This is a genomic window from Kitasatospora sp. NPDC034035 (assembly GCF_055575755.1).
This window is the reverse complement of sequence record NZ_JBVISA010000027.1, coordinates 1-21,097: the sequence shown is the minus strand read 5'-3', so window position 1 is coordinate 21,097 and position 21,097 is coordinate 1. Positions and strand designations below refer to the sequence as shown.

Below are 21,097 nucleotides of genomic sequence, written 5' to 3'. Positions count from 1 at the left end.
CGGGCCAGGTGGCCGCTACCCGAAGGAGTCCGTGTCATGACCAGCAGCGCCACCGAAGCGCCCCGCACCAACCGGGAGGCCTGACGGCCCCGGACGACGACCGTTCCGGGTCCCCGCACGGCCGCGGCCGTGCGGGGACCGTCATTCCTCGTCCGCCGGGCCCGGATTCGGAGTCCCCAGCAGCCGGGCCAGTCGGCCCTGGCCCGCCACCACGTACCCGCCGGCGATCCCCAGCGTGATGGCCGTGAACATCACGATGAGCCAGCTGAGCAGGGTGAAGACCATACCGAGCGGACCGAACTGCGCCACGCTGCGGTTCAGCGAGCGGGGGATGTAGAGCCGCGATGCCCAGGCGAGCGCCGTCAGCGCGGCACTGGTCAGCACGGCCCCCGGAAGCAGGGGGAGCCAGGGGATCCGGCCAGCGAGCAGCAGGTGCTGCGTCCACCACCAGAGAAGAGCGGCCGTGATCAGGTAGAGGACCACCCCGAGGCCGTCGCCCACCCCGAATCCGGCCTGTACCCGCCCCTGGACGGTCAGGGCGGTGAGCCACACCAGCAGCCAGGCGAGCCATCGCCATGCCGCCAGCCGCCCTGCCAGGTGGGGCAGGTGCCAGCTCCGTTCACACAGACGCTGCAGGGCACGGCTGCAACTCGTGGCCGAGAGCAGGGTCACCACGATTCCGACGGCGCCGAAGGCATCAGCGGTGGCGGTCTGGCTGGTCTGGAGCACCCTTTTCACCTCGTCGAGCGAGGCACCCTGGAGCCCCAGGACGGTGCGCAGGGAGTCCGAGACGCTGCTGCGCACCTCCTGCGGCATCAAAGCGGACAGCACGAACAGCACCGGGATGGCGGTGAGGAACGTCTGCGCCGCGAGACGGGTGGCGGTGTCCAGGACGTTGACGTGGATCAGCTGCGCCGCGAGTCGGCGCGGGAACGGGGCGTCGCGCAGGGTGGCCGTCCGCCCCCGCAACCAGGCGGATCTGGCACGGACCCAGCGGGCGCGCCGGGGCTGACCACGCTGTTCCGCCACTGCGCAATCCCTCCGATCGCCGTCGGCACCTCCGGCCGCCGCTGCGGTCCGTCGTCGGCGACGGCGCTCCGGGTTCCGTCCAACACTGGGCAGCGCGATGGCGTTCGGCATGTCGGGCGGCCCGCCGTTCGGCGAAACGGCCCCGGGGGTTCACCTGCCAGGGGCGGGTCCGGTCCCCTGGGCGCACCCCGGTCGAGGTCTCCCGGGAGCGCGCAGCCATACGGCCGTACCTCCTCCGGACGGCCCTCCCCGGGGTGCCGGTGGCCGGGCTCTGCGGGGCAATGGGGGTCAGCGGTGCCACGGCCGCGCGGAGAGCTGGGAGATCCGATGAACGAGCCGCCAGAGCCTCCGTCCGCACGGGGGACGGGCGAGGCGGGCAACGGCGGCTCGCCCTCCGGCGCCGGGCGCCCCGCCCTGGCCGGGCGGATCGTCATGAGCACGGTCTCGGCCGTGCTGATCACACTGACCTGCATCCTGGTGCCGGTCTCGCTGCTCACCGTCTGGGTGCACGACATCGCGCTGGACACCGACCGGTACGTCGCCACGGTCGCCCCGCTGGCGACCGACCCCGCCGTCCAGGACGCCGCGGTCAATCGGCTCACCCACGCGGTGGACGTCAAGGTGGACGGCCCGGCGGTCGCCTCCGACCTGGCGGCCTGGCTGCAGTCGCAGGGGCTGCCGCCCAGGGCCGCGGCGGGGGTCAAGGCGCTCGGGCCGAAACTGGACGACGCCGTCGACCAGGTGGTCACCAAGGCCGCGACGAAGGTCGTACACAGCGACGCCTTCGCGACGGTGTGGACGCAGGCCAACCGCTCCGCCCACGCGGCCGTGGTCCACGCCCTCACCGGTCACGGCCGGGGCGCGGTCGGCGTCACCGACGGCACGGTCACCCTCGACGTCGGGACGGCCGTCGACCGGCTGAAGGAGGAGCTGGTGGCCGCGGGGGTGTCCCCGGCCGCGAAGATCCCGGACGTGAACAAGCAGCTGGTGCTCTTCCAGTCCGACAAGCTGGGCAAGATCCGCGGTGCCGCGCACGCGCTCGACGTGGTCGGCAACTGGATGCCCGTCCTCACCGTGCTGCTCGGCGCGATCGGCGTCCTGCTGGCGCGGCGCAAGCGCCGGGCCCTGGTGACCACCGCCCTCGGTGCGGCCGGCGCCTGCCTGGTGGTGGCCATCGCCCTGGTGATCGCCCGGCACTACTACCTCGACCACCTGCCCCCGGCCGTGCAGTCCCCGGCTGCGGCTGCGGCGATCTTCGACAGGCTGCTCCACTTCCTGCGGATCAGCCTGCGCACCGCGATCGTGCTCGGCGTGGTGGTGGCGCTCGGCGCGTACCTGTCCGGGGCGGGACGGTTCCCCCGTGCCGTCCGCGGCCGGGCGGACGCCGCCGCGGACTCCGCGGCCCGCTGGGGCGACGCCCACGGGGTGCGCACCGGACGGGCCGGCACCTGGACCGAGGCCCACCGCCGCTGGTTCGTCCTCGCGGCCGTGCTGGTCCTGGCCCTGGTGTTCGCCCTGTGGAACCACCCGACCGTGCTGACCGTGCTGCTGCTCGTCCTGGTGCTCCTCGCGGTGCTCGCCGTCCTGGCGCTGCTCGCCGCGTCCGGACGGGTGGGCGAAAGTCGCCGGACCGGTGAGTGACGTCGGGTGGGCAGGGGTGGCGGTGGCGGGTGTCACCGCCGCCTACGCGCTCGGCTCGCGACGGCTGGCGGGCACACCGGTGTCCGCGGCCATCGTGTTCGTCGGGGCCGGCATCCTGCTGGGGCCGGTCGGCCTCGACCTGATCAGCGTGGGACACGACCGCGGACCGCTGCTCACACTCCTGGAAGCCGCCCTGACCCTGGTGCTGTTCACGGACGCCATGGCCGTGCGTCCCGGGGACCTGCGCACCGGCGCCGCCCTACCGGGCCGACTGCTCGGCATCGGCCTGGTGCCCAGCATCGCACTGGGCTGGCTGCTGGCCTGGCCGCTGCTGCCCGGGCTCACCGGGTGGGAGCTCGCGCTGGTGGGTGCCGTCCTCGCCCCTACCGACGCGGCGCTCGGCAGCAGCGCGATCGCCAACCCCCGGGTGCCGGGGCTGGTGCGCCAGGCACTGAACGTGGAGAGCGGGCTCAACGACGGCATGGTGCTGCCGTTCTTCGTGCTCTTCCTGGCGGCGATCCCCGGCACGCCGTACGCCGAGGAGGGGGCCGACGGGACCTTCTGGAGGGCGCTGCTGCTCAGCACCGTCCTCGGCCTGGCGGTCGGGGGTGGTGGCGGCCGGCTGCTGCGGTGGTCGCGCGAACACGGCTGGATCACCAGGGTATGGCGCCAGCTCCTCGTCCTCGCGGTGGCCGCGGCGTCCTACGGCTTGGCCACGGTCACCCACGGAAGCGGTTTCATCGCGGCCTGGGTGGCCGGGTTCGCCTTCGCGTACGCGATGCGCGGCAGCGGGCGGGCGGTGCCGGACCGTGATGACACCGCCGACCTCGCCGAGGACCTGGGCAACCTGCTGGCCCTGCTGAGCCTGCTGGTCTTCGGCGCCGTGCTGCTCGGCCCGGCACTGGAGCACCTCAGCTGGCGCATCGTCGGCTACGCCGTGCTCAGTCTCACCGTGGTCAGAATGGTCCCGGTCGCCCTCTCCCTCGCCGGAACCGGGCTGAAGGCGCCCACCGTGGCCTACGTCGGGTGGTTCGGGCCGCGAGGTCTGGCCTCGGTCGTGCTCGGGCTGCTGGTCGCGGAGCAGCACGTCCCGGGGGTGGAACTGATCGGCCGGGTGGTCGCGGTCACCGTCGGCCTCAGCGTGATCCTGCACGGGGTGTCCGCGGTGGTGCTCTCGGACCGCTACGGCCGCTGGTACGAGCGCGCCGCCGAGCGTGACCCGGGCCTGCGGGAGAGCGCTCGCAGGCCGCCCGCGATCCGGCGCCGCCGGATCGACCCGACCGGCTCACCGTCGGGGTGAGTCCGCCGTCCGGTGTCAGACCTCACCCGATCAGACCCGGTCGGCCACGTCCCAGCGATGTGCCTTCGAGTGCCGGACCTAGATTCGACGAACCGCACCATCCCGCGCACAGAGCAGGTGGCCATGACCCGTCGTCCGAACATCCTGCTGATCGTCACCGACGAGGAGCGGGCCGCGGTTCCGCGTCCACCGGGCTTCACCCTTCCCGCCAGGGAGCGGCTCGCCGAACGCGGCCACACCTTCGACCGGTACTACACCGCCTCGGCCATGTGCAGCTCCGCGCGGTCCGTGATCTACACCGGGCAACATCTGCCGCTGACCGAGATCTACGACAACGACAACATGCCCTACATCCGCCCGCTGAACCCTGAGCTGGGCACCCTCGGCACGATGCTGCGCCAGGCCGGCTACTACTGCACCTACCAGGGGAAGTGGCATCTCTCCAACGCGTACGTCACGCCGCAGAACCCCGGACCGACCACCGATGCCCTGGAGCCCTACGGGTTCAGTGAGTTCAACGACTGGGGAGACATCGACGGCGGCGCCTGGGCCGGGCTCAAGATCGACCCGGTGATCGCCGGCCAGGCCGTGAAGTGGCTGCGCAACCGGGCGCCGGTCGTGGCGCCCGACCGGCCCTGGTTCATGGCCGTCAACTTCGTCAACCCGCACGACATCATGAGCTTCGACTACGGGGGTTCCCCCCAGGTGCAGTTGCCGTTCGGTCTGGCGCACGCCGTGGTGGCGCGCGCCGCCGCGGACGTCCCGATCTACCGGCGCCGCTGGGAGTTCGACCTGCCCGCCAGCCTGCACGACGACCTGTCCGGCGCGGCACCGGCGGTAGGCGAGTACGCCCGGATGCTCGACACCGTGTTCGGGCCCGTCGCCGACGACCGGCACTGGTACGACGGCCTCAACTTCTACCTCAACGCCATCCGGGACGTCGACCGCAGCATCGAACTCGTCCTCGACGCGCTGGAGGCCTCCGGCCAGGCCGACCGGACCGTGGTCGTCTTCACCTCGGACCACGGCGAGATGGCCGGGAGCCACGGCCTGCGCCAGAAGGGCAACCTGGTCTACGACGAGAACTTCCACGTTCCGTTCCTGCTCTGCCACCCCGACGTGGCGGGCGGGGGCCGCACCGAGGCGCTCGCCTCCGCGGTCGACCTGGCGCCCACCCTCCTGGAGTTCGCCGGGCTGGACCGGACCCGGTTCCCCGCCCTGCACGGTCACTCCCTGGTGCCGGCGCTGGAGGGGACGGCGGTCCGCGAGGGAGTGCTCACCGCCGTCGAGTCGATCACCACCCTGGACGCCGGGTTCTGGTTCGAGTTCGCCGACCCGCAAGCCCCTGCGCGGATCCAGTCGGGGGACCTGCGCCCGGACTGGAACAAGCGCGGATTCCTGCGCGGCTACCTCGACCAGCGCTACACCTTCGGCCGCTACTTCTCCCCGCTCAACCCCAACCGCCCCGCCAGCCCCGAAGCGCTCCACGAGCACAACGACGTGGTGCTCTACGACCGCGTGGAAGACCCCGACGAGATGCGCAACCTCGCCGCCGACCCGGCCCACCGCGACCTCGTCGCCCGCTACAGCAGCCGGCTGGAGGGCCTCATCACCGCCGAGATCGGTCCCGACACACGCGCCTGGGTCACCGAACGCCCCCGCCTGCTCGGCTGGCCCACCTGGCACGGCGACACCGACCGGCCCGCGCCCGCCGGGGCCGCGGCCCGCCCCTGACCGCAGATCCCCGACTCACGAACAGGACACGCCCATGTACACGATCCCCTACACGGCCCCGTACACGCCCACAAGCCTCGCGGCCGACTACCCCGTGCTCAACATCTTCTGGACCACCTGCCTGGTCTTCCTCTGGATCCTGTGGTTCATGCTGCTCTTCCGGGTCTTCGGCGACCTGTTCCGGGACGACTCGCTGAGCGGCTGGGCCAAGGCGGGTTGGACGGTCTTCGTGCTCGTGCTGCCCTTCCTCGGGGTCTTCATCTACCTCATCGCCCGGGGCAAGGGCATGGGCCTGCGCGAGCTGAAGGCGGCGCAGGAGCGCGAGGCGGAGTTCCGCTCGTACGTACGCGAGGCGGCCGGCAGCCCGCCGGCCCCCTCCACCCCCACCCCCACCCCCACCGACGAGCTGGCCAGGCTCGCGGAACTGCACAACACCGGCAAGCTCACGGACGAGGAGTACCAGCGCGCCAAGGACAGGATCCTCGGCTGATCGACGTCGGGGAGGCAGCCGCGGTCAGCCGGCCGGCCGGTGCACGAACGACGGGTGCCGACCGGCCGGCTGCTGCTCGACCCAGGCCAGCCGGAGCACGACCGGTGCCCGGCGCGGCGCCCGGCCCGGTCACCCGGGCGGGATCCACCGCGCCTGGTGCCCGGTCGCCGTCGTCCCGCGTGGCTGACCCGGTGCGCCCCGCGGCGCGGACGCGCAGAATCGGTGGTGTCATCGACCGCGCACACCGGGAGCAGGCCATGGACACGCCCCAGCCCGTACGGGTGTTCCTGCTGGACGACCACGAGGTCGTCCGCCGGGGCGTTCGCGACCTCCTGGAGGCGGAGGAGGACATCGAGGTCGTCGGCGAGGCCGGCAGCTGCGCCCAGGCCCTCGCCCGGGTGCCCGCACTGCGTCCGGACGTCGCCGTGCTGGACGTACGGCTCCCGGACGGCGACGGGGTGACCGTCTGCCGGGAACTGCGCGACCGGATGCCCAAGTTGGTCTGCCTGATGCTGACCTCCTTCGACGACGACGACGCCCTGCTCGACGCGATCATGGCCGGGGCAGCCGGCTACGTCCTCAAACAGGTCAAGGGCGCCGACCTGGTCAGCGCCGTCCGCACGGTGGCCTCCGGCCAGTCGATGCTCGACCCGGCCACCACCCGCAAGCTGATGGAGAGCCTGCGCCACCACGAGGAGAGCGAGTCCGACGCGGCCCTCGCCGGACTCACCCCGCGCGAGCGGGAGATCCTCGCCCTGGTGGGGGAGGGCAAGACGAACCGGCAGATCGGCCAGGAGCTGTACCTCGCCGAGAAGACCGTGAAGAACCACGTCTCGCGGCTGCTCGCCAAACTGGGCGTCGAGCGACGCCTTCAGGCCGCCGTCATCGCCGCCCACGCGGAGGAGTCAGAGCAGCACCACCAGCGCCCGCGTTGAGCCGACAGGGCCCGGACGGGGCCCGGGTGGGCCCGGAGGTAGAGCCGAACGGCCCAAGCGGTGAGCACGGTCCCGGCCGCACGGTGGAGGGGACGGACCTCCCGTCACGGCTGAGGAGACGGCGATGACGTACTGGAACGGCCACGGCATGAACGGCTGGGGAATCGGCCCGATGACCGTGGGCATGCCGCTCTTCTGGGCGCTCGTGATCCTCGGCGTGATCGCCCCGGTCCGGCACCCGGGGCGGACGGCTTTGCACAGCCCGACGGCACCGGTCCCGCCGGTCCCGCCGACCGCGCCGCCGCAGCGGCCCGCCCCGGAACAGCTGCTCGCCGAACGCCTCGCCCGCGGCGGGATCGACCCCGCCGAGTACCGCACCCGTCCGGACGCCCTGCGCGGCGGCGACCCGCCCGCCTGACGTCATGGAGGCGGTCATGACCACCCTCGCCCTCGACGCCCCCACGCTGGAGAAGCTTGTCTCCGCGGCGGTCGCCGCACCCTCGATTCACAACAGCCAGCCCTGGCGCTTCCGGCTCCATCCGGACACCTTGACCCTGGAGGTCCGGGCTGACCGTAGCCGGGCCGTCCCGGCCGCCGACCCGCAGGGCCGGGCGCTGCACATCTCCGTCGGCGCCGCCGTCCTCAACTTGCGGGTCGCCGCACGTCACCTCGGCTGGGCCCCCGACGTGCGCCTGCTGCCCGACCCGGCCGAACCGGATCTGTTGGCCACCGTCCGGCTCGACACGGTGGCTGCCGTGCCGCTCCGGGGCACGGACAAGCTGTACGAGGCGATCTGGCACCGCCACACCATCCGCACACCGTTCACCGGCAAGCCCGTGCCCCCGGCCGTCCTCGACGAACTCGCCGCCGACGCTCGGTCCGAGGACGCCGTGCTCCACCTGCCCGGCCCCGACGAGACCGCCCGACTGCTCCACCTCACCGCCGAGGCCGAGCGCCGCAACACCACCGACGAGGCCCGGCGCGCCGAGAGCCGCAGCTGGATCCGCACCGGCGACGCACCGCCCTACGGCATCCCGGCCGACGCGCTCGGCCCGCAGGACCTGTCCGGCCACCTGCCGATGCGTGACTTCTCCGCCCTCCACGCCGCCGAGCACCAGGCCCCCGCCACCTTCGAAGCCGAGCCCCGCATCGCCGTCCTCGCCACCGCGCACGACACGCCCCGGGACTGGCTGCGCGCCGGCCTCGCCCTGGAACACGTCCTGCTCACCGCCACCGCCCACGGCGTCCGGGCCTCCCTGCTGCACCAGGCCATGGAGTGGCCCTACCTGCGCTGGGAAGCCCGCGACCCGCACCGGGGCCCCGGCTACATCCAGATCCTGATCCGCATCGGCTACGGCCCCGAAGGCGCCCCCACACCCCGACTGTCATCCGATGCCGTGATCGAGCCGAAGGCTTCGGGCTGCTAGCCAGGGCCCGGCCGACCGTTCTCGTCGGATCAGCGCGCACCGGTCGGGGCGCGTCCCGGGGCCGTGCCAAGGCGCAGACAGTCGTTGACGGCGAGTGGCCCGTACCCCGCCCGCCCTGGTCGAAGATCGTTTCACCAGGTGTTCTCAGATCTTCGGCAGCGGGACCCGCCAGACCAGCTCGGTGCCGCCCTCGGGGCGGGGTCGGGCGGTGAAAGTGCCGCCCAGTGCGGCGGCGCGGTCGGCCAGGTTGGCGAGCCCGCTGCGGCGATCGCCCTCGGGAAGGCCGACGCCGTCGGGAAGGCCGACGCCGTCGTCGGTGACGGTGAGGGTCAGGTCGGCTCCGGCGGCCACCGAGACGTCGACGGCGTGGGCCCGGGCGTGGCGGGCGGCGTTGGACAGGGCCTCCTCCAGGACGGCGACGGCCGCGTCCGCGATCTCGGCGGGGACGGTGACGTCGAGCAGGCCGGTCATCCGCAGGGCCGGGGCGAAGCCGAGGGCGCGGGCGGCGCGTTCGACGACCTCGACGACGCGGGTGCGCAGGCCGCTCGCCGCCGGGCCCTTCTCCCGAAGGCGCAGGCCGAAAATGGTGGCGCGGATGGTCTTCGCGGTCTCGTCCAGGTCGTCGATCGCGCGCAGGACCCGGTCGGTGGCCTCGGGGTGCGTGATGAAGCGGGTGGCGCCCTGGAGGGTCATCCCGGTGGCGAAGAGCCGCTGGATGGCCAGGTCGTGCAGGTCGCGGGCGATCCGGTCGCGTTCCTGCAGCAACGCCACCTGTTCGGAGTCCCGGCGGCGCTCCGCGAGCTCCATCGCCACCGCCGCCTGGCCGGCGAAGCCCAGCAGCGGCCCGGACTCGCCCTCCTCGAACAGCGGCGCACCGGCCGCCCGGGCCAGCAGCAGCACGCCCCGGATCCCGTGCGCGGTGGTGCCGATGGGGATGGCGAGGGCCGGGCCCAGGCCCTGCCAGCGCGGCGGACCGGCGGTGATCCTCGGGTCGTGCTGGACGTCGGGGCTCACCACGAGCCCGCCGGTACGGAAGGCCGCCCCCATGAACGAGCCCTCGATGGGCAGTACCAGACCGCTGTGCTCCCGCTCGCCCAGGCCGACGGCGATCCGCACCTCCAGCTCGCCGGTCTCCGGCAGAGGCACGGCGACGACGGCGAGGTCCGCGCCGGCGATCTCGGTCGCCCGGGCGAGCAGCAGGTCCAGCACCTCCTGCTCCGCGCTGCCCGACAGCAGGGCCTTGGTCACCTCGGCACTGGCCTCCAGCCAGCGCTGCCGCCGCCGGGCCCGGTCGTAGAGCCGGGCGTTGTCGATGGCCACCCCGGCGGCGACGGCCAGGGTGGCGAGCACCGACTCGTCCTCGTCGTCGAAGTCGCCGCCGCCGCGCTTCTCGGTCAGGTAGAGGTTGCCGAACACCTTGGCGCGGATCCGGATCGGCACCCCCAGGAAGCTGCTCATCGGGGGGTGTCTTGCCGGGAACCCGTAGGACGCCGGGTGGTCGGAGATCCGGCTGAGCCGCAGCGGCTCGGGATGACGGATCAGTTCGCCGAGGATGCCATGCCCGGACGGCAGGTCGCCGATCAGCTTGACCTGGTCGTCGGTGACCCCGACCGGGATGAACTGCGACAGCCGCTGGTCCTCGCCGATCACGCCGAGCGCACCGTACTCGGCGTCCACCAGAGTGACGGCGGCCTCCACGATGTGCTGCAGGGCCTGGGAGAGTTCCAGGTCGCGCCCGACCGCCAGCACCGCCTCCAGCAGGCTGTGCACCCGGTCACGGGTGCCGCGGGCGGCGTCCAGCCGGGCCTGCAGTTCCTCCAGGAGCTCGTCCAGCCGCAGCTGAGGCACGCGGGCGCCCGACGCCGAAGCACTGGTCTCCGACGGGCTGGTCTCCGACGCGCTGCCCAAGGGATCCTCCCTGGCTCGCCCCCGATACCCACTGACCAGCGTAGGCGCGATCGCCCCGGCCGGGCGGGCGCAAGGGGGTCCATCGGCCCAGCGGGAGCACTCCACCGGGCCCCTGGCGACGGCTGCGACCCGGGAGACGCTGGACGTACGAGCGGAACCGCCGGATCCGCCCTCCGAGAGGAGCGACCGCGGCATGAAAGCGCTCACCTACCACGGACCCGGCCGCCGCACCTGGGGCGATGCCCCCGACCCGGCCGTCCAAGACCTGGAGGACGCCGTCGTCCGAGTGGACGCCGTCACCATCTGCGGCACCGACCTGCACATCCTCAAGGGCGACGTCCCCGAGGTCACCGAGGGCCGCGTCCTCGGGCACGAGGCCGTCGGAACCGTCACCGAGACCGGACCGGGCGTGCGCACCGTCACGGTCGGCGACCACGTCCTGGTCTCCTGCATCTCCGCCTGCGGCCGATGCGCCTACTGCCGAGCCGCGAGCTACGGCCAGTGCACCGGCGGTGGCGGCTGGATCCTCGGCCACCTGATCGACGGCTGCCAGGCCGAGTACGTCCGCACCCCCTTCGCGGACACTTCCCTGTACAAGCTGCCCGACGGCGTCCGGGACGAGGACGCCCTGCTGCTCGCCGACATCCTGCCCACCTCCTACGAGGTCGGCGTCCGCAACGGCCGGGTCGAGCCGGGCGACACCGTCGCGATCGTCGGCGCCGGACCGATCGGACTCGCCGCCATCCTCACCGCCCGCCTCTACAGCCCGGCCCGCATCATCGCGATCGACCTCGCGCAGAGCCGCATCGACGCCGCCGAGCGCTTCGGCGCCGACACGACGCTGACCGTGGCCGAGGCGACCCCGGCGGCCGTCCAGGAACTGAGCCGGGACGGACTGGGCGTGGACGTCGCGATCGAGGCGGTCGGCGTCCCCGAGTCCTTCGAACTGTGCACCCGCCTGGTGCGCCCCGGCGGCCGGGTCGCCAACGTGGGCGTGCACGGCAAGCCTGCGCTGCTCCACCTGGAGGACCTCTGGATCCGCGACGCCGACGGCTCCCGGCCCCTGTGGGTGCGCATCCGCCCCGCCGAGGTCACCGGCCGCCGGATCGGCACGGGGTGAACCTCTCCCCGCCGACGCACCACGGCTGCGCTGCCCGCGTCGGTAGTCCCGTCCGCCGGCCCGCGGCGGGGACCGGCCCGTTCGGCTCACCGCGGGTGCCGACGCGTAGCTGCGGGGCGAGAGTGACGCCAGATCCCGTCCGCAGTCGATCTCGGGGGCGAACCTGGTGGTCATCGGCCTGATGGTGGTGGTCTTCGTGGCCGCGTTGCTGTTCCCCATCCCGCGCGGGCGGCGCGATGACGAATAGCTGGACAGGGGCGCTGCGGCGGTACGCCCTGCGGAAGCCGCCGCCGGAGAAGCTCCTCCCGGAGGCCCAGCCGGCCTACATGTCGTCGTGGATGAGCACGCCGAAGGCCTCGTACGCCTGTACCGAGATCTGATCGCTGCCCACCGGGCGCGGAGTGCAATGTAGAGCCGGTAACTTCCTTGCAATATCGGCGAGTTGGGAAAGCTCGTGACTGATGGTTACGGTCCTCCTCTAGGGCCTGGGACCGCTCCTACGGGGTGCGGTTGTCGGCGGTGAGTCGGTGAGCGCGCTGCCGCGAGGCCGGGGGTGGTACTACTGCTCCTCCGGCGGGCCTGCCGGTACGCGGTTCAGACTGCTGTTTGGTCCAGATGTAGGTGTCCGGGGTGAAGGTGTGCAGGCGCTTGACCAGCCTGCCGGCGGACCAGGGCCAGCAGAAGGTGTTCACGCCCGGGAGTCCGAAGTAGTAGCCGGAGCCGCCGGTGGTGTTGTACACGGTGCCGCGGAGTGCGTGCTGGAGGGCGTTGTGGTGTGCCTCTTCAGCCTCCGGCGTGACGTCCAGTGCGGTGTTCCCGCTGGTGTACAGGTGGTTGAGGGCGGCGGTGATGTAGCGGAGTTGTGCCTCGACGACGGTCGGGACCGCACTCGTGCCGGTGAGGATGTTCGGGCCGGGAAGAAGGAAGAGGTTCGGGAATCCGCTGATGCTTGTGCCCAGGTAGGCACGGCGGTCGTCGGCCCAGGTCTGGGCGAGGGTGTTGCCGTGGAGGCCGTGGAGGCCGTGCAGGCGAGGAGCCAGGGCGAGGTCACCGACGTGGAAACCCGTGGCGAGGATGATCGCGTCCGCGGTGGTGCGGGTGCCGTCGGCTCCGATGACCTGGGAGCCGTGGACTGCGGTCACGCGGGTGGGGCGCAGCTGGACGTTGGGCTGGGTGAGGGCGGGGTAGTAGGTGCTGGAGGCGATCAGGCGGCGGCCGCCGAGGCGGTAGCGCGGGGTCAGGGCCTCGCGGAGCGCGGGGTCGGGCACGGCGGCGCGCAGGTGGAGGCGGGCTACGGCTTCCAGGGGTGCCAGCACTCTCGGGTAGCGCAGGGGTACACCGATCGTCTCCTGCGTCCAGTGCTGCAGGCGGCGCAGGAGGCGGCGTGCCGCCGGGCGGCGTTCGAGGAATCGGCGGAGGCGGGGGGAGTACGGGTGGTCCGGTTTCGGCAGTACCCACTGTGGTGTGCTCTGGAAGACATCGATGTGGGCAGCCTGTGGCTGGATCTCCGGCAGGAACTGGACGGTGGACGCTCCGGTGCCGACCACCGCGACGCGGCGTCCGGTCAGGTCGGTGCCGTGGTCCCAGTCGGCGGAGTGGAAGACAGCGCCGGGAAAGCCGTCGAGCCCGGGAATGTCGGGGTAGCGGGGACGGTGCCAGGGGCCGGTGGCGACGATGACCGCCCGGGCGGTCCAGGTGCCCGCCGTGGTGCTCAGGTGCCAGAAGTGGGTGTCCGAGTCCCAGTGACCGGCGAGGACTTCGGTGCCGTAGCGGATCGCCTTTTCGGCGCCGTGCGTTTCCGCGGTGGCTTCGAGGTAGCCGAGGATCTCGGGCTGGGTGGCGAAGGACCGGCTCCAGGAATGGGGGGCGAAGGAGTACTCGTACAGCACGGACGGCACGTCGCAGCCGCATCCGGGATAGGTGTTGTCACGCCAGGTACCGCCGAGGCGGCCGGTCTTCTCCAGCACCACGACGTCGTCGATTCCGGCCTGGTGCAGTGCGATCACGGCGGCGATTCCGGACATGCCGGCGCCGATGACGACGACCTCCGTCCGCTGACAACTGCCGTCAATTCCTTCGCCGGTCACCAAATCCCCTGCCTGCGTGGGTGAATGCCTCGGCCCGGCGCCTGCCGAGGCCGTGCGAGCTCTTTCCGATCTCTTGCTCAAGGCGTCGAAGCGTAGCTTCAAGTAGGGCCTGAGATACCGGACATGACCATGGGTTGGCTCATATGAGTGACTTCGCGGGTTGGCATGACGTTCAGCGCCGATACCGTGTGATCGGCTTCCGAAGCATGACCTTTGTGCGGGAGAATCCGCCCGGATCTCGGCGGCCTCAGCACACCGCCGACGACCAGGCGACGGATCTTCCCTACCCGGACGGCCGGATGCCGGCCTTCGAACGACGAGCCGCGCACTTCCCCATCGCCGCTTGACAGAACACAGAGGCACCGCGGGTTCGGTAGAGATCTCGGATTGTGGTGAGTGGTGATGCCGGGTCAGCGTGGCGCGGCTTCGAGGGCGAAGCCGTGCAGGAGGGCTCCGGTGGCGTCGGGGGCCTCGAACATCGGTGTGTGGCCGACACCATCGAGCATCTCGATCCGGGCGTGGGGAACCCGGCGGTAGTCCTGGGCGGAGGACGGCTGCCATCGTCGGTCCTGGGAGCCGAAGATGACCAGCGTCGGAAGGCCGAGCCCGGCGACCCGGTCGGGGATGGGCTCCTCCTTCACGTACGCGGAGGACGCCTCGTCGGTCGCGGTGAGGCTGCGGTAGGTCATGCCCCGGATATCGGTGATGATCTGGTCGGGGATCCCCACCTTACGGGTGAACGCGGTGCTCAGCGCGTCACGGATCGTGCCGTCGGTGCGCAGCCGCCAGAGCAGCTCACCTACTACCGGGGTGGTCACCAGATGGCTGGCGAAGCTGTCGCCGATGTACGCGTCCAACCGCGGGCCGGTGTCGATCAGCCCGATCGCCGCCACCAGGTCGCGGCGCTGTTCGGCCAGCGACGTGGCGACGGTGCCGCCGGTCGAATGCCCGACGACGGTCGCGTGGCGCACCCCGAGCCGATCGAGTACGGCCCCGACCCGGCGGGCCTGCTCCGCGATGCGGTAGCCATCGGCCGGTTTGGCCGATCTGCCGTGCCCTAGCAGGTCCACCCGCACCACGTGCAGGTCCCGCAATGCCGGCAGCACTGGATCCCACCATGCCGTCGAGCCGCCCAGGCCGTGCAGGAGCACCACTGTGGGCGCGTCGCGGGGCCCATCCTGCACGACGTGGATGTCCCCGCCGGGAAGGCGCACGATCTGCTCGCCGGACGCTTCGGCTGTCTCCGTGCGCACTGACACGGTGTTGCCCGCGAGGAGGATGGCCAGCAGGCCGACGGCCAGCAGCGTGATCCGCCGCCTCCTTGCCCGCCGCCGTCCGTGCGGGGCGCGCGGCGCCGGATCCGCGCGGCTGTGGGTGCGTTGGTCTTGCGGGGTGGTCGTCTCGTCCATGGCTCCTCCGTCGCTCGATCTGTGCGTGACCAGCCTGCCGACGGCCGCCGCGAGGCGTCTTGGAGAAATGTCCACGCCTCGCGCATGGTTGATCCCGCCGCCGAGCCGCTCGTACAGTGGAGGCGTGCGACCGGTTAGCGGAAGGGCAGGTCCCACTGCGGCTTGGGAGATCGCGCGACCGTCGCGCCAAACCGCGCTGCCTGGTGTCGACATGGCAGGGTTCCGTATTCACGGTGACAATCCAGTCGAACTGCGAGCCATCCCCCACCCGGCCGTCACCGTGGCTGTCGAGTTCGGTGACCGCCCGTTCAGCATTCACGGCGCCGCCGGCCGAATGCGGGCGGCGAGCCTGGCCGCCGGGCTCGCCTTCAGCGCGTTCCAGGTGCGTGCCGAGGGCATCGAGTGTGTGCAGATTCGCCTGTCTCCGCTCATTGCGCACTCCGTGCTCGGGCTCCCGCTCGCGGAGTTGCGCGGGAGCGTCATCACACTCGACGACCTGTGGGGCCGCGACACGCCGCGCCTGCGGGAGCGGCTTCACCATGCGCGAACCTGGCCGGAGCGCTTCGCGCTGATCGACACAGAACTGTTCACCCGGCTCCGTGACGGCAGGGTGGTCGATCCCGAGGTGGCCTGGGTCTGGCGTCAGATCGTCGCCAGCCGTGGTCGAACCCGCGTGAGCGACCTCGCAGCCCGGACCGGGTGGAGCCGCCAGCGCGTGTGGTCGCGTTTCGGTTCGCAGATCGGCCTGACACCCAAACGTGCCGCCATGCTCGTCCGCTTCGATCAGGCCGTTCACCGCCTGGTCCGCGGACACACCCCCGCGCAGGTGGCGGCGGACTGTGGCTATGCCGACCAGCCCCACCTTCACCACGACGTCCGCGTGTTTGCCGGGACAACCCCCAGCGCTGCCGCGGACGAGCCGTGGCTGGCCGCCGACGACACAGCCTGGCCGGCACACGGCGGCGCGGCCTGAAGGCTCGGAGGTGGCTCCGGTCGGGCCTGCGGCAGATTCGGCGGGGTCTTCGTCGTGAATCCGCAGTCGCATCTCGCTGGAGGAGGCGATGACGGGGCCTTCTCGCCGGTCCGACGGGCTTCGCCGGTGGCTCGGCTCGGTGCCGGAGCGGGCATGAGGGCTGGAGGTCGTGATGGGGTTCTTCGCCGGTCAGGTCGTGCCGCGGATCGTCAACGTCGTCTGTGGGACGAAGGAGGCCGCGCATCTCCGGCGAAGGGTCTGCGAGGGTCTTGAGGGCGATGTCCTGGAGATCGGGTTCGGCTCGGGGCTGAACGTCCCGTGCTATCCGGCGGCCGTGACCCGGGTGACCGACCGGGCCCCGCGTCGGTCGTCACGGGCAAGTGGAGGACGGGGAAGCCGAGTTGATGGCATCCGGCCAGGCCTCGTGACCATGGCCGCCAGTTCGGGGCCGAAGCCGTCGAACGACGCTTTCCGGTTGATACGGACAAATGCTGATGAAAGCCTCAATAACGACCACCTTGGTCCGGTCTTCCTGATTCCGCCATCGGCCGGCTGTGCGACATGTCACAGCCGGCCGATGGCGGTGCCTCGAAAGCCCGCCCGACCAGGGGACTTTGCCGGGTGCGTGACCGATGTCGTCGATTCGGTGGCGGCATTGGGCTTGCATACGGACCATCCCTCCTTCAGGCTGCTGCGAGTCCACAGTCGAGGGGGGAGCGAAAGGGTCCTCCCTCGTATGGCCAAGCATTCGAAGCATCGCCGCAGCACACTCACCGGCGGGCGCCGTTTCCTCGCGCTCGGGATCGCGCTGGCTGCCACCGGGACCGGTGCGGCCGCCTGGGCCATGCCGTCCACGCAGACGGAACCGGTGGTGGTCGACTCCATCTCGATCACGCCGACCGGTCCCGGCGCCGACAGCCCGGTCACGGCCACCGCCAAGCTGCACGCCACCCGCCAGACCTCGGTCCAGGCGCTGACCATCGCGGTGCGGTCGGCCGACGGTGCCCACTACGACTTCCGCGGTGCGATCCCAGCGACGCTGACCTCTTCGGAGCTCACGTTCACGCCGCAGAGCCGCACCTTCCCGGCAGGCACGTACACGTACTTCGTGGCGTATGAGAGCGCCAACCACTGGCACAACCTGAGCCCGGTGAACACCTTCACCTCGCGCGCCTCCTCGGCTCCGGCACCGAGCCCGTCGCCCACGGCTACCGGAACGGCTACCGCAACGGCCACCGCCTCGCCGACCGCGGCCGGTACGCCGTCGCCGACCGCGACCGCCACGTCGTCGCCGACGGCCACCGCCACGCAGTCGCCGACCGCCACGGCGACCACCTCGCCGTCGCCGACGGCCACCGCGACGGCGTCCCCGTCGTCGACCGCCACCGCCACCGCCACCGCCACCGCGACGCCGTCGCCGACCGCCACGACCGCCCCCACGACCGGCACCTCCGCCGGACCTCTGGGCATCTCGGGCGCCTGGCGCCCGGTCTTCGCGGACGAGTTCAACGGCAGCTCGCTCGACGCCGCCAAGTGGAATCCCAACTGGTTCGGCTGCAGCACCTGCACGACTCAGCCGGTGAACTCCCAGGAGTCCGCCGCGTACTCCCCGTCCCAGGTTTCGGTGAGCGGCGGCAGCCTGCACCTGGCGGCGGTCCAGAAGCCGGCCACCGTGAACGGCAAGACCTACCCGTACACGTCAGGTCTGATCAACACCAACGGCAAGGCCCAGTTCTCCTACGGCGCGTTCGAGGCCCGCATCTATCTGCCGCCGTCCGGCTCGCAGGTCGCCAACTGGCCCGCCTTCTGGGCGGACGGTCAGAACTGGCCGACCGACGGTGAGATGGACGTGATGGAGGGTCTGGGTGGCGAGGCCTGCTACCACTTCCACTCCGACGCCGGCGGCCCGGGCGGGTGCGCGCACGGCGACTTCAGTGGATGGCACACCTACGGCGCGGAATGGGCGCCGGGCTCGGTCACGTACTACTACGACGGTGTGAAGGTCGGGCAGATCACCACCGGCATCACGGCGGCGCCGATGTACCTGATCCTCAACAACGCGGTCGATTCCAAGTACCCGGCCGTCACTCCGGCCGACATGCAGGTCGACTACGTGCGGGTCTGGCAGCACTGACCCGACCATCCCGGCAACGGCCCGGCCTCGCGGACTCCCACCGCGAGGCCGGGCCGTTGCGTTGCGCGTTCCGCGTTGCGCGACCCGCGACCTGCGGGTCGCGCGGTGGCGCACCGGCGCCGCCGACGGCAACTGCCTGCCGTCGGCGGCGCCTGTTCGATCACCCAGTGAAGAGCCCGTCGTCTTGTGCTCGGCACCAGTCGCGGGCGCGTCCGGACCGCTGCTTCAATCGGCCCGTAACCCAGCGTCACGGTCTCCCGGCTCCGGCCGGCACTCGTGGCTCTTCGCGGCTCTCCGCACGGTGAAATCTCGAGAGGACGAACTCGGTGGCAGACAAGTCCCTGTGGCGCTTCGCCGCAGGAAAGACAGTGGTCGTAGGTGCCCTTCTGGTCGTGGCGGCGCCGGGGGCCGCCTACGCCAACACGGTGGGCGTCACGGTGCGGACCCCCGGGGCCACCCTCGGGCCCGCAGGCGCCGACTCCTCGATCTCGACGAGCGCTCACTGCACCGGTGGGCTCGTCTCCGGTGGCGGCATCAACCAGGCCATCGGTACGGGCGCGGGAGTGAACGGCAACCACGTGATGGGCATCGAGCCCAGCGCGGACGGTTCCACCGAATACACCGGTTCGACCGGGGTCGTCGGCACCGACGTGACGTACTCGATCGCGAAGGGCGCCAGCGGGGGGCAGGCCAACTCCTCGTTCTCCACCACCCCGTACGCGGTGTGCTTCACCAGCAGCCTGATCAACCACACCCAGGTCGTCATGAACAAGGCCAACACGCCCACCGCCGCGACCACGGTGGGCCTGGTGACGGCGACCTGCCCTGCCAACGCGGTCCTGCTCGGCGGCGGTGCCCTGCTGACACCGGGCAACACCGGCACCTTCAAGCCGATCGCCACCTTCCCCACCTTCAACAATGCCGCGCACGACTACGGCAGGAAGGCGGCCGCGGACGGGGAGACCAACCCCGACTCCTGGAGCGCCGTCGGGTGGGACAACAGCGCGAACGCCGGCGACGAGACCTACGCGTACGCGATCTGCAGCGGCAACGGCATCGGCGTGAGCGGTGTCACCGTCAAGGTCCGCTTCGGCGAGGTGAGTGGCCCGAACACCGGGAGCACGGGCCAGACGGCGACGGTGAGTTGTGGCGTCGGGGACGGGAAGCTGGTCAGCGGCGGCGCCGCCGTCAGCGCGGGCAGCGTGACCACCACCGACTTCACCGGGCCGGGCTCCGGCGGCGACCACCTCAACGGGAGCTTCCCCAGCGACTCCAGCGGCAATCCGGTCAGCGACGGGACGACCACGGCGGCGTCCTGGACGGCGGCTGCCCACACCGGTGGCCAGACGTCGACCAACAACCACTCCGACGTCTGGGCGCTGTGCGCCAACGACGGCGTCTGAGGCACCCCTGAGGGCGCCCGGAGGCACCCCCGGGCCACCTCGGAGGCACCTCTGAGTCACCGGCGCCGCGGCCGTTCACCGCGGCGCCATCGGAACGTCGGAAAGGAAGAAACCGGTGCGGAAGAACTCCCTGCGGCGGTCCGCCCTGCGGACCGTCCTGATCCCTGGTGCCTTGCTCGTCCTGGCGGTGCCGGACATCGCGCACGCCGACACCGCGGTCGTCTCCGTGACGACCCCCGGAGCCACCATGGGCCCCGACACGCCTTTCACCGGTGTCTCGTCCCGCGCGGACTGCAACCACGGTCTGGTCTCCGGCGGCGGAATCTCCCAGACCACCGGAAGCGACCGGGCGGGCAACGGCAACCACGTGCTGGGCATCGCGCCCAGCGCCGACGGTGTCACCGAGTACACCGACGCACCCGGCGTCGTCGGCACCGACGCCACGCACTGGCTCGCGTTCGGCGGCAGCGGCAGCAACTCCAGCCCCGAGTTCTCCACCACCGCCTACGCGCTGTGCCTCTCCAGCAACCGGATCCGGCACACCCAGGTGGTCATGAACAAGGTGCCCGGACCGAGCGTCGGGAACACGGCCAAGACCGTGGTGGCAACCTGCCCGGCCGGAACCCTGCTGATCGGCGGCGGTGCCCGGACCACCCCCGCCGTCGTCGGCAGCCTCAAGCCGATCGCCGGCTTCCCCACCTTCAACGACGCCGTGCACGACTTCGGTCAGATGGCCGCCGCGGACGGGGAGACCAACCCCGACTCCTGGACCGCCGTCGGCGGAATCGGCGGCGGACGCGACAGCGGCAACATGACGTACGCCTACGCGATCTGCAGCGGCGACGACGTCAACGTCCGGAACATCACCACGACCGTCCACTTCCGCGAGCTGAGCGGCCCGGAGGTCGCAGGCACCCACCAGACGGCGACGGTCGGCTGCGACAGCCCCGATGGCGGGCGTGGCAACGGACGCAAGCACGACGTCCTGGTCAGCGGCGGTGCCGCCGCCAGCGGAGGCAAGGTGACGACGACCGACTTCAGAAAGGTCGGCTCGCAGGGCACCCACCTCACCGGGAGCTACCCCAGCGACTCCGACGGCAACCCGGTCAGTGACGGCAGCACGACGCCCGCGTACTGGACGGCCGACATCCACGTCGGCGGCTCACCCTCGCCGAACACCTACTCCGACGTTTGGGCGCTCTGCCTGAACCTCGACCGCACAGGCGAGAGGTGACTGAGCGGGCGGTGGCCTGCCACCGCCCGCCGGCGGAGCATTTTGTGTCGGGTGGGGAATAGGAGTACTGTCTCCCAGTCGCTCGACATGGGAGCACCGGACACGCATGTGCGCGGACGGTCCCGGAGCGGCCAATCCCCTGAAACACCGGTTCCCGGTTCGGGCTGAGTCGTGTCTTGTCGCGGCTCGGTTCTTATTCGGCGTGTTCGTTTTATCGGATTGCGGCTGGATTCGCTTTTCGGAGCGGGGATCGGCTAGAGTTTGAAACGTCGG

Annotated in this window: 17 protein-coding genes; 13 read left to right on the top strand and 4 right to left on the bottom strand. The window is 71.7% G+C overall.

Annotated features, from left to right (window positions below; all coding sequences use genetic code 11):
- Positions 1 to 141 precede the first annotated feature (141 nt).
- Positions 142 to 1,029, bottom strand: a complete 888-nt coding sequence (locus tag ACZ52J_RS30935) for a YhjD/YihY/BrkB family envelope integrity protein (RefSeq protein ID WP_465623436.1) — start codon at positions 1,027 to 1,029, stop codon at positions 142 to 144.
- Positions 1,030 to 1,356: 327 nt separating this feature from the next.
- Between ACZ52J_RS30935 and ACZ52J_RS30930 the strand changes: the two genes are divergently transcribed.
- From ACZ52J_RS30930 to ACZ52J_RS30900, 7 genes are all read left to right on the top strand, one after another.
- Positions 1,357 to 2,670, top strand: a complete 1,314-nt coding sequence (locus ACZ52J_RS30930) for a hypothetical protein (RefSeq protein WP_465623435.1) — start codon at positions 1,357 to 1,359, stop codon at positions 2,668 to 2,670.
- The gene (locus tag ACZ52J_RS30925; protein WP_465623433.1) at positions 2,663 to 3,970 is read left to right on the top strand and encodes a cation:proton antiporter domain-containing protein; all 1,308 of its coding nucleotides are present in this window, start codon (positions 2,663 to 2,665) and stop codon (positions 3,968 to 3,970) included. The genes ACZ52J_RS30930 and ACZ52J_RS30925 overlap by 8 nt, the downstream gene beginning before the upstream one ends.
- A 123-nt stretch (positions 3,971 to 4,093) precedes the next feature.
- Complete coding sequence (locus ACZ52J_RS30920) at positions 4,094 to 5,704, top strand: sulfatase-like hydrolase/transferase (protein ID WP_465623431.1); 1,611 nt, start codon at positions 4,094 to 4,096, stop codon at positions 5,702 to 5,704.
- Between the two features lie 34 nt (positions 5,705 to 5,738).
- A complete protein-coding gene (locus ACZ52J_RS30915) occupies positions 5,739 to 6,194 on the top strand; it encodes an SHOCT domain-containing protein (protein ID WP_465623429.1) in 456 nt (151 codons plus the stop codon).
- Positions 6,195 to 6,451: 257 nt separating this feature from the next.
- The gene (locus ACZ52J_RS30910; protein WP_465623428.1) at positions 6,452 to 7,129 is read left to right on the top strand and encodes a response regulator; all 678 of its coding nucleotides are present in this window, start codon (positions 6,452 to 6,454) and stop codon (positions 7,127 to 7,129) included.
- Between the two features lie 124 nt (positions 7,130 to 7,253).
- Complete coding sequence (locus ACZ52J_RS30905; RefSeq protein ID WP_465623426.1) at positions 7,254 to 7,547, top strand: SHOCT domain-containing protein; 294 nt, start codon at positions 7,254 to 7,256, stop codon at positions 7,545 to 7,547.
- Positions 7,548 to 7,563: 16 nt separating this feature from the next.
- The gene (locus ACZ52J_RS30900) at positions 7,564 to 8,556 is read left to right on the top strand and encodes an Acg family FMN-binding oxidoreductase (RefSeq protein ID WP_465623425.1); all 993 of its coding nucleotides are present in this window, start codon (positions 7,564 to 7,566) and stop codon (positions 8,554 to 8,556) included.
- 144 nt (positions 8,557 to 8,700) lie between these two features.
- On the opposite strand, the gene ACZ52J_RS30895 is transcribed toward ACZ52J_RS30900, so the two are convergent.
- Complete coding sequence (locus tag ACZ52J_RS30895) at positions 8,701 to 10,464, bottom strand: sensor histidine kinase (protein WP_465623423.1); 1,764 nt, start codon at positions 10,462 to 10,464, stop codon at positions 8,701 to 8,703.
- Positions 10,465 to 10,657: 193 nt separating this feature from the next.
- On the opposite strand from ACZ52J_RS30895, the gene ACZ52J_RS30890 reads away from it, so the two are divergent.
- Positions 10,658 to 11,584: an alcohol dehydrogenase catalytic domain-containing protein gene (locus ACZ52J_RS30890; RefSeq protein WP_465623421.1), complete on the top strand. Its 927-nt coding sequence runs from the start codon at positions 10,658 to 10,660 to the stop codon at positions 11,582 to 11,584.
- A gap of 236 nt (positions 11,585 to 11,820) precedes the next feature.
- Positions 11,821 to 11,964 carry a hypothetical protein gene (locus tag ACZ52J_RS30885; RefSeq protein WP_465623420.1) on the top strand — a complete coding sequence of 48 codons (144 nt, stop codon included), beginning with the start codon at positions 11,821 to 11,823 and terminating at the stop codon, positions 11,962 to 11,964.
- 117 nt (positions 11,965 to 12,081) lie between these two features.
- Here ACZ52J_RS30885 and ACZ52J_RS30880 read toward each other — a convergent pair whose 3' ends face one another.
- Together ACZ52J_RS30880 and ACZ52J_RS30875 are read right to left on the bottom strand one after the other, a co-directional pair.
- Positions 12,082 to 13,671, bottom strand: coding sequence for a flavin-containing monooxygenase (locus ACZ52J_RS30880; RefSeq protein ID WP_465623418.1), 1,590 nt, complete (start codon positions 13,669 to 13,671; stop codon positions 12,082 to 12,084).
- A gap of 410 nt (positions 13,672 to 14,081) precedes the next feature.
- Positions 14,082 to 15,080, bottom strand: coding sequence for an alpha/beta fold hydrolase (locus ACZ52J_RS30875; RefSeq protein WP_465623416.1), 999 nt, complete (start codon positions 15,078 to 15,080; stop codon positions 14,082 to 14,084).
- A 211-nt stretch (positions 15,081 to 15,291) separates the two neighbouring features.
- On the opposite strand from ACZ52J_RS30875, the gene ACZ52J_RS30870 reads away from it, so the two are divergent.
- The 4 genes from ACZ52J_RS30870 (at position 15,292) to ACZ52J_RS30855 (ending at position 20,824) form a co-directional block, all read left to right on the top strand.
- On the top strand, positions 15,292 to 16,053 hold the full coding sequence (locus tag ACZ52J_RS30870; RefSeq protein ID WP_465623415.1) for a helix-turn-helix domain-containing protein: 762 nt from the start codon (positions 15,292 to 15,294) through the stop codon (positions 16,051 to 16,053).
- 736 nt (positions 16,054 to 16,789) lie between these two features.
- Positions 16,790 to 18,187 (top strand): glycoside hydrolase family 16 protein, encoded by a 1,398-nt coding sequence (locus ACZ52J_RS30865; protein WP_465623413.1) that lies wholly within the window; start codon positions 16,790 to 16,792, stop codon positions 18,185 to 18,187.
- A 326-nt stretch (positions 18,188 to 18,513) separates the two neighbouring features.
- Positions 18,514 to 19,590: a hypothetical protein gene (locus ACZ52J_RS30860; RefSeq protein WP_465623411.1), complete on the top strand. Its 1,077-nt coding sequence runs from the start codon at positions 18,514 to 18,516 to the stop codon at positions 19,588 to 19,590.
- A gap of 115 nt (positions 19,591 to 19,705) precedes the next feature.
- Complete coding sequence (locus tag ACZ52J_RS30855) at positions 19,706 to 20,824, top strand: hypothetical protein (protein ID WP_465623409.1); 1,119 nt, start codon at positions 19,706 to 19,708, stop codon at positions 20,822 to 20,824.
- Positions 20,825 to 21,097 lie beyond the last annotated feature (273 nt).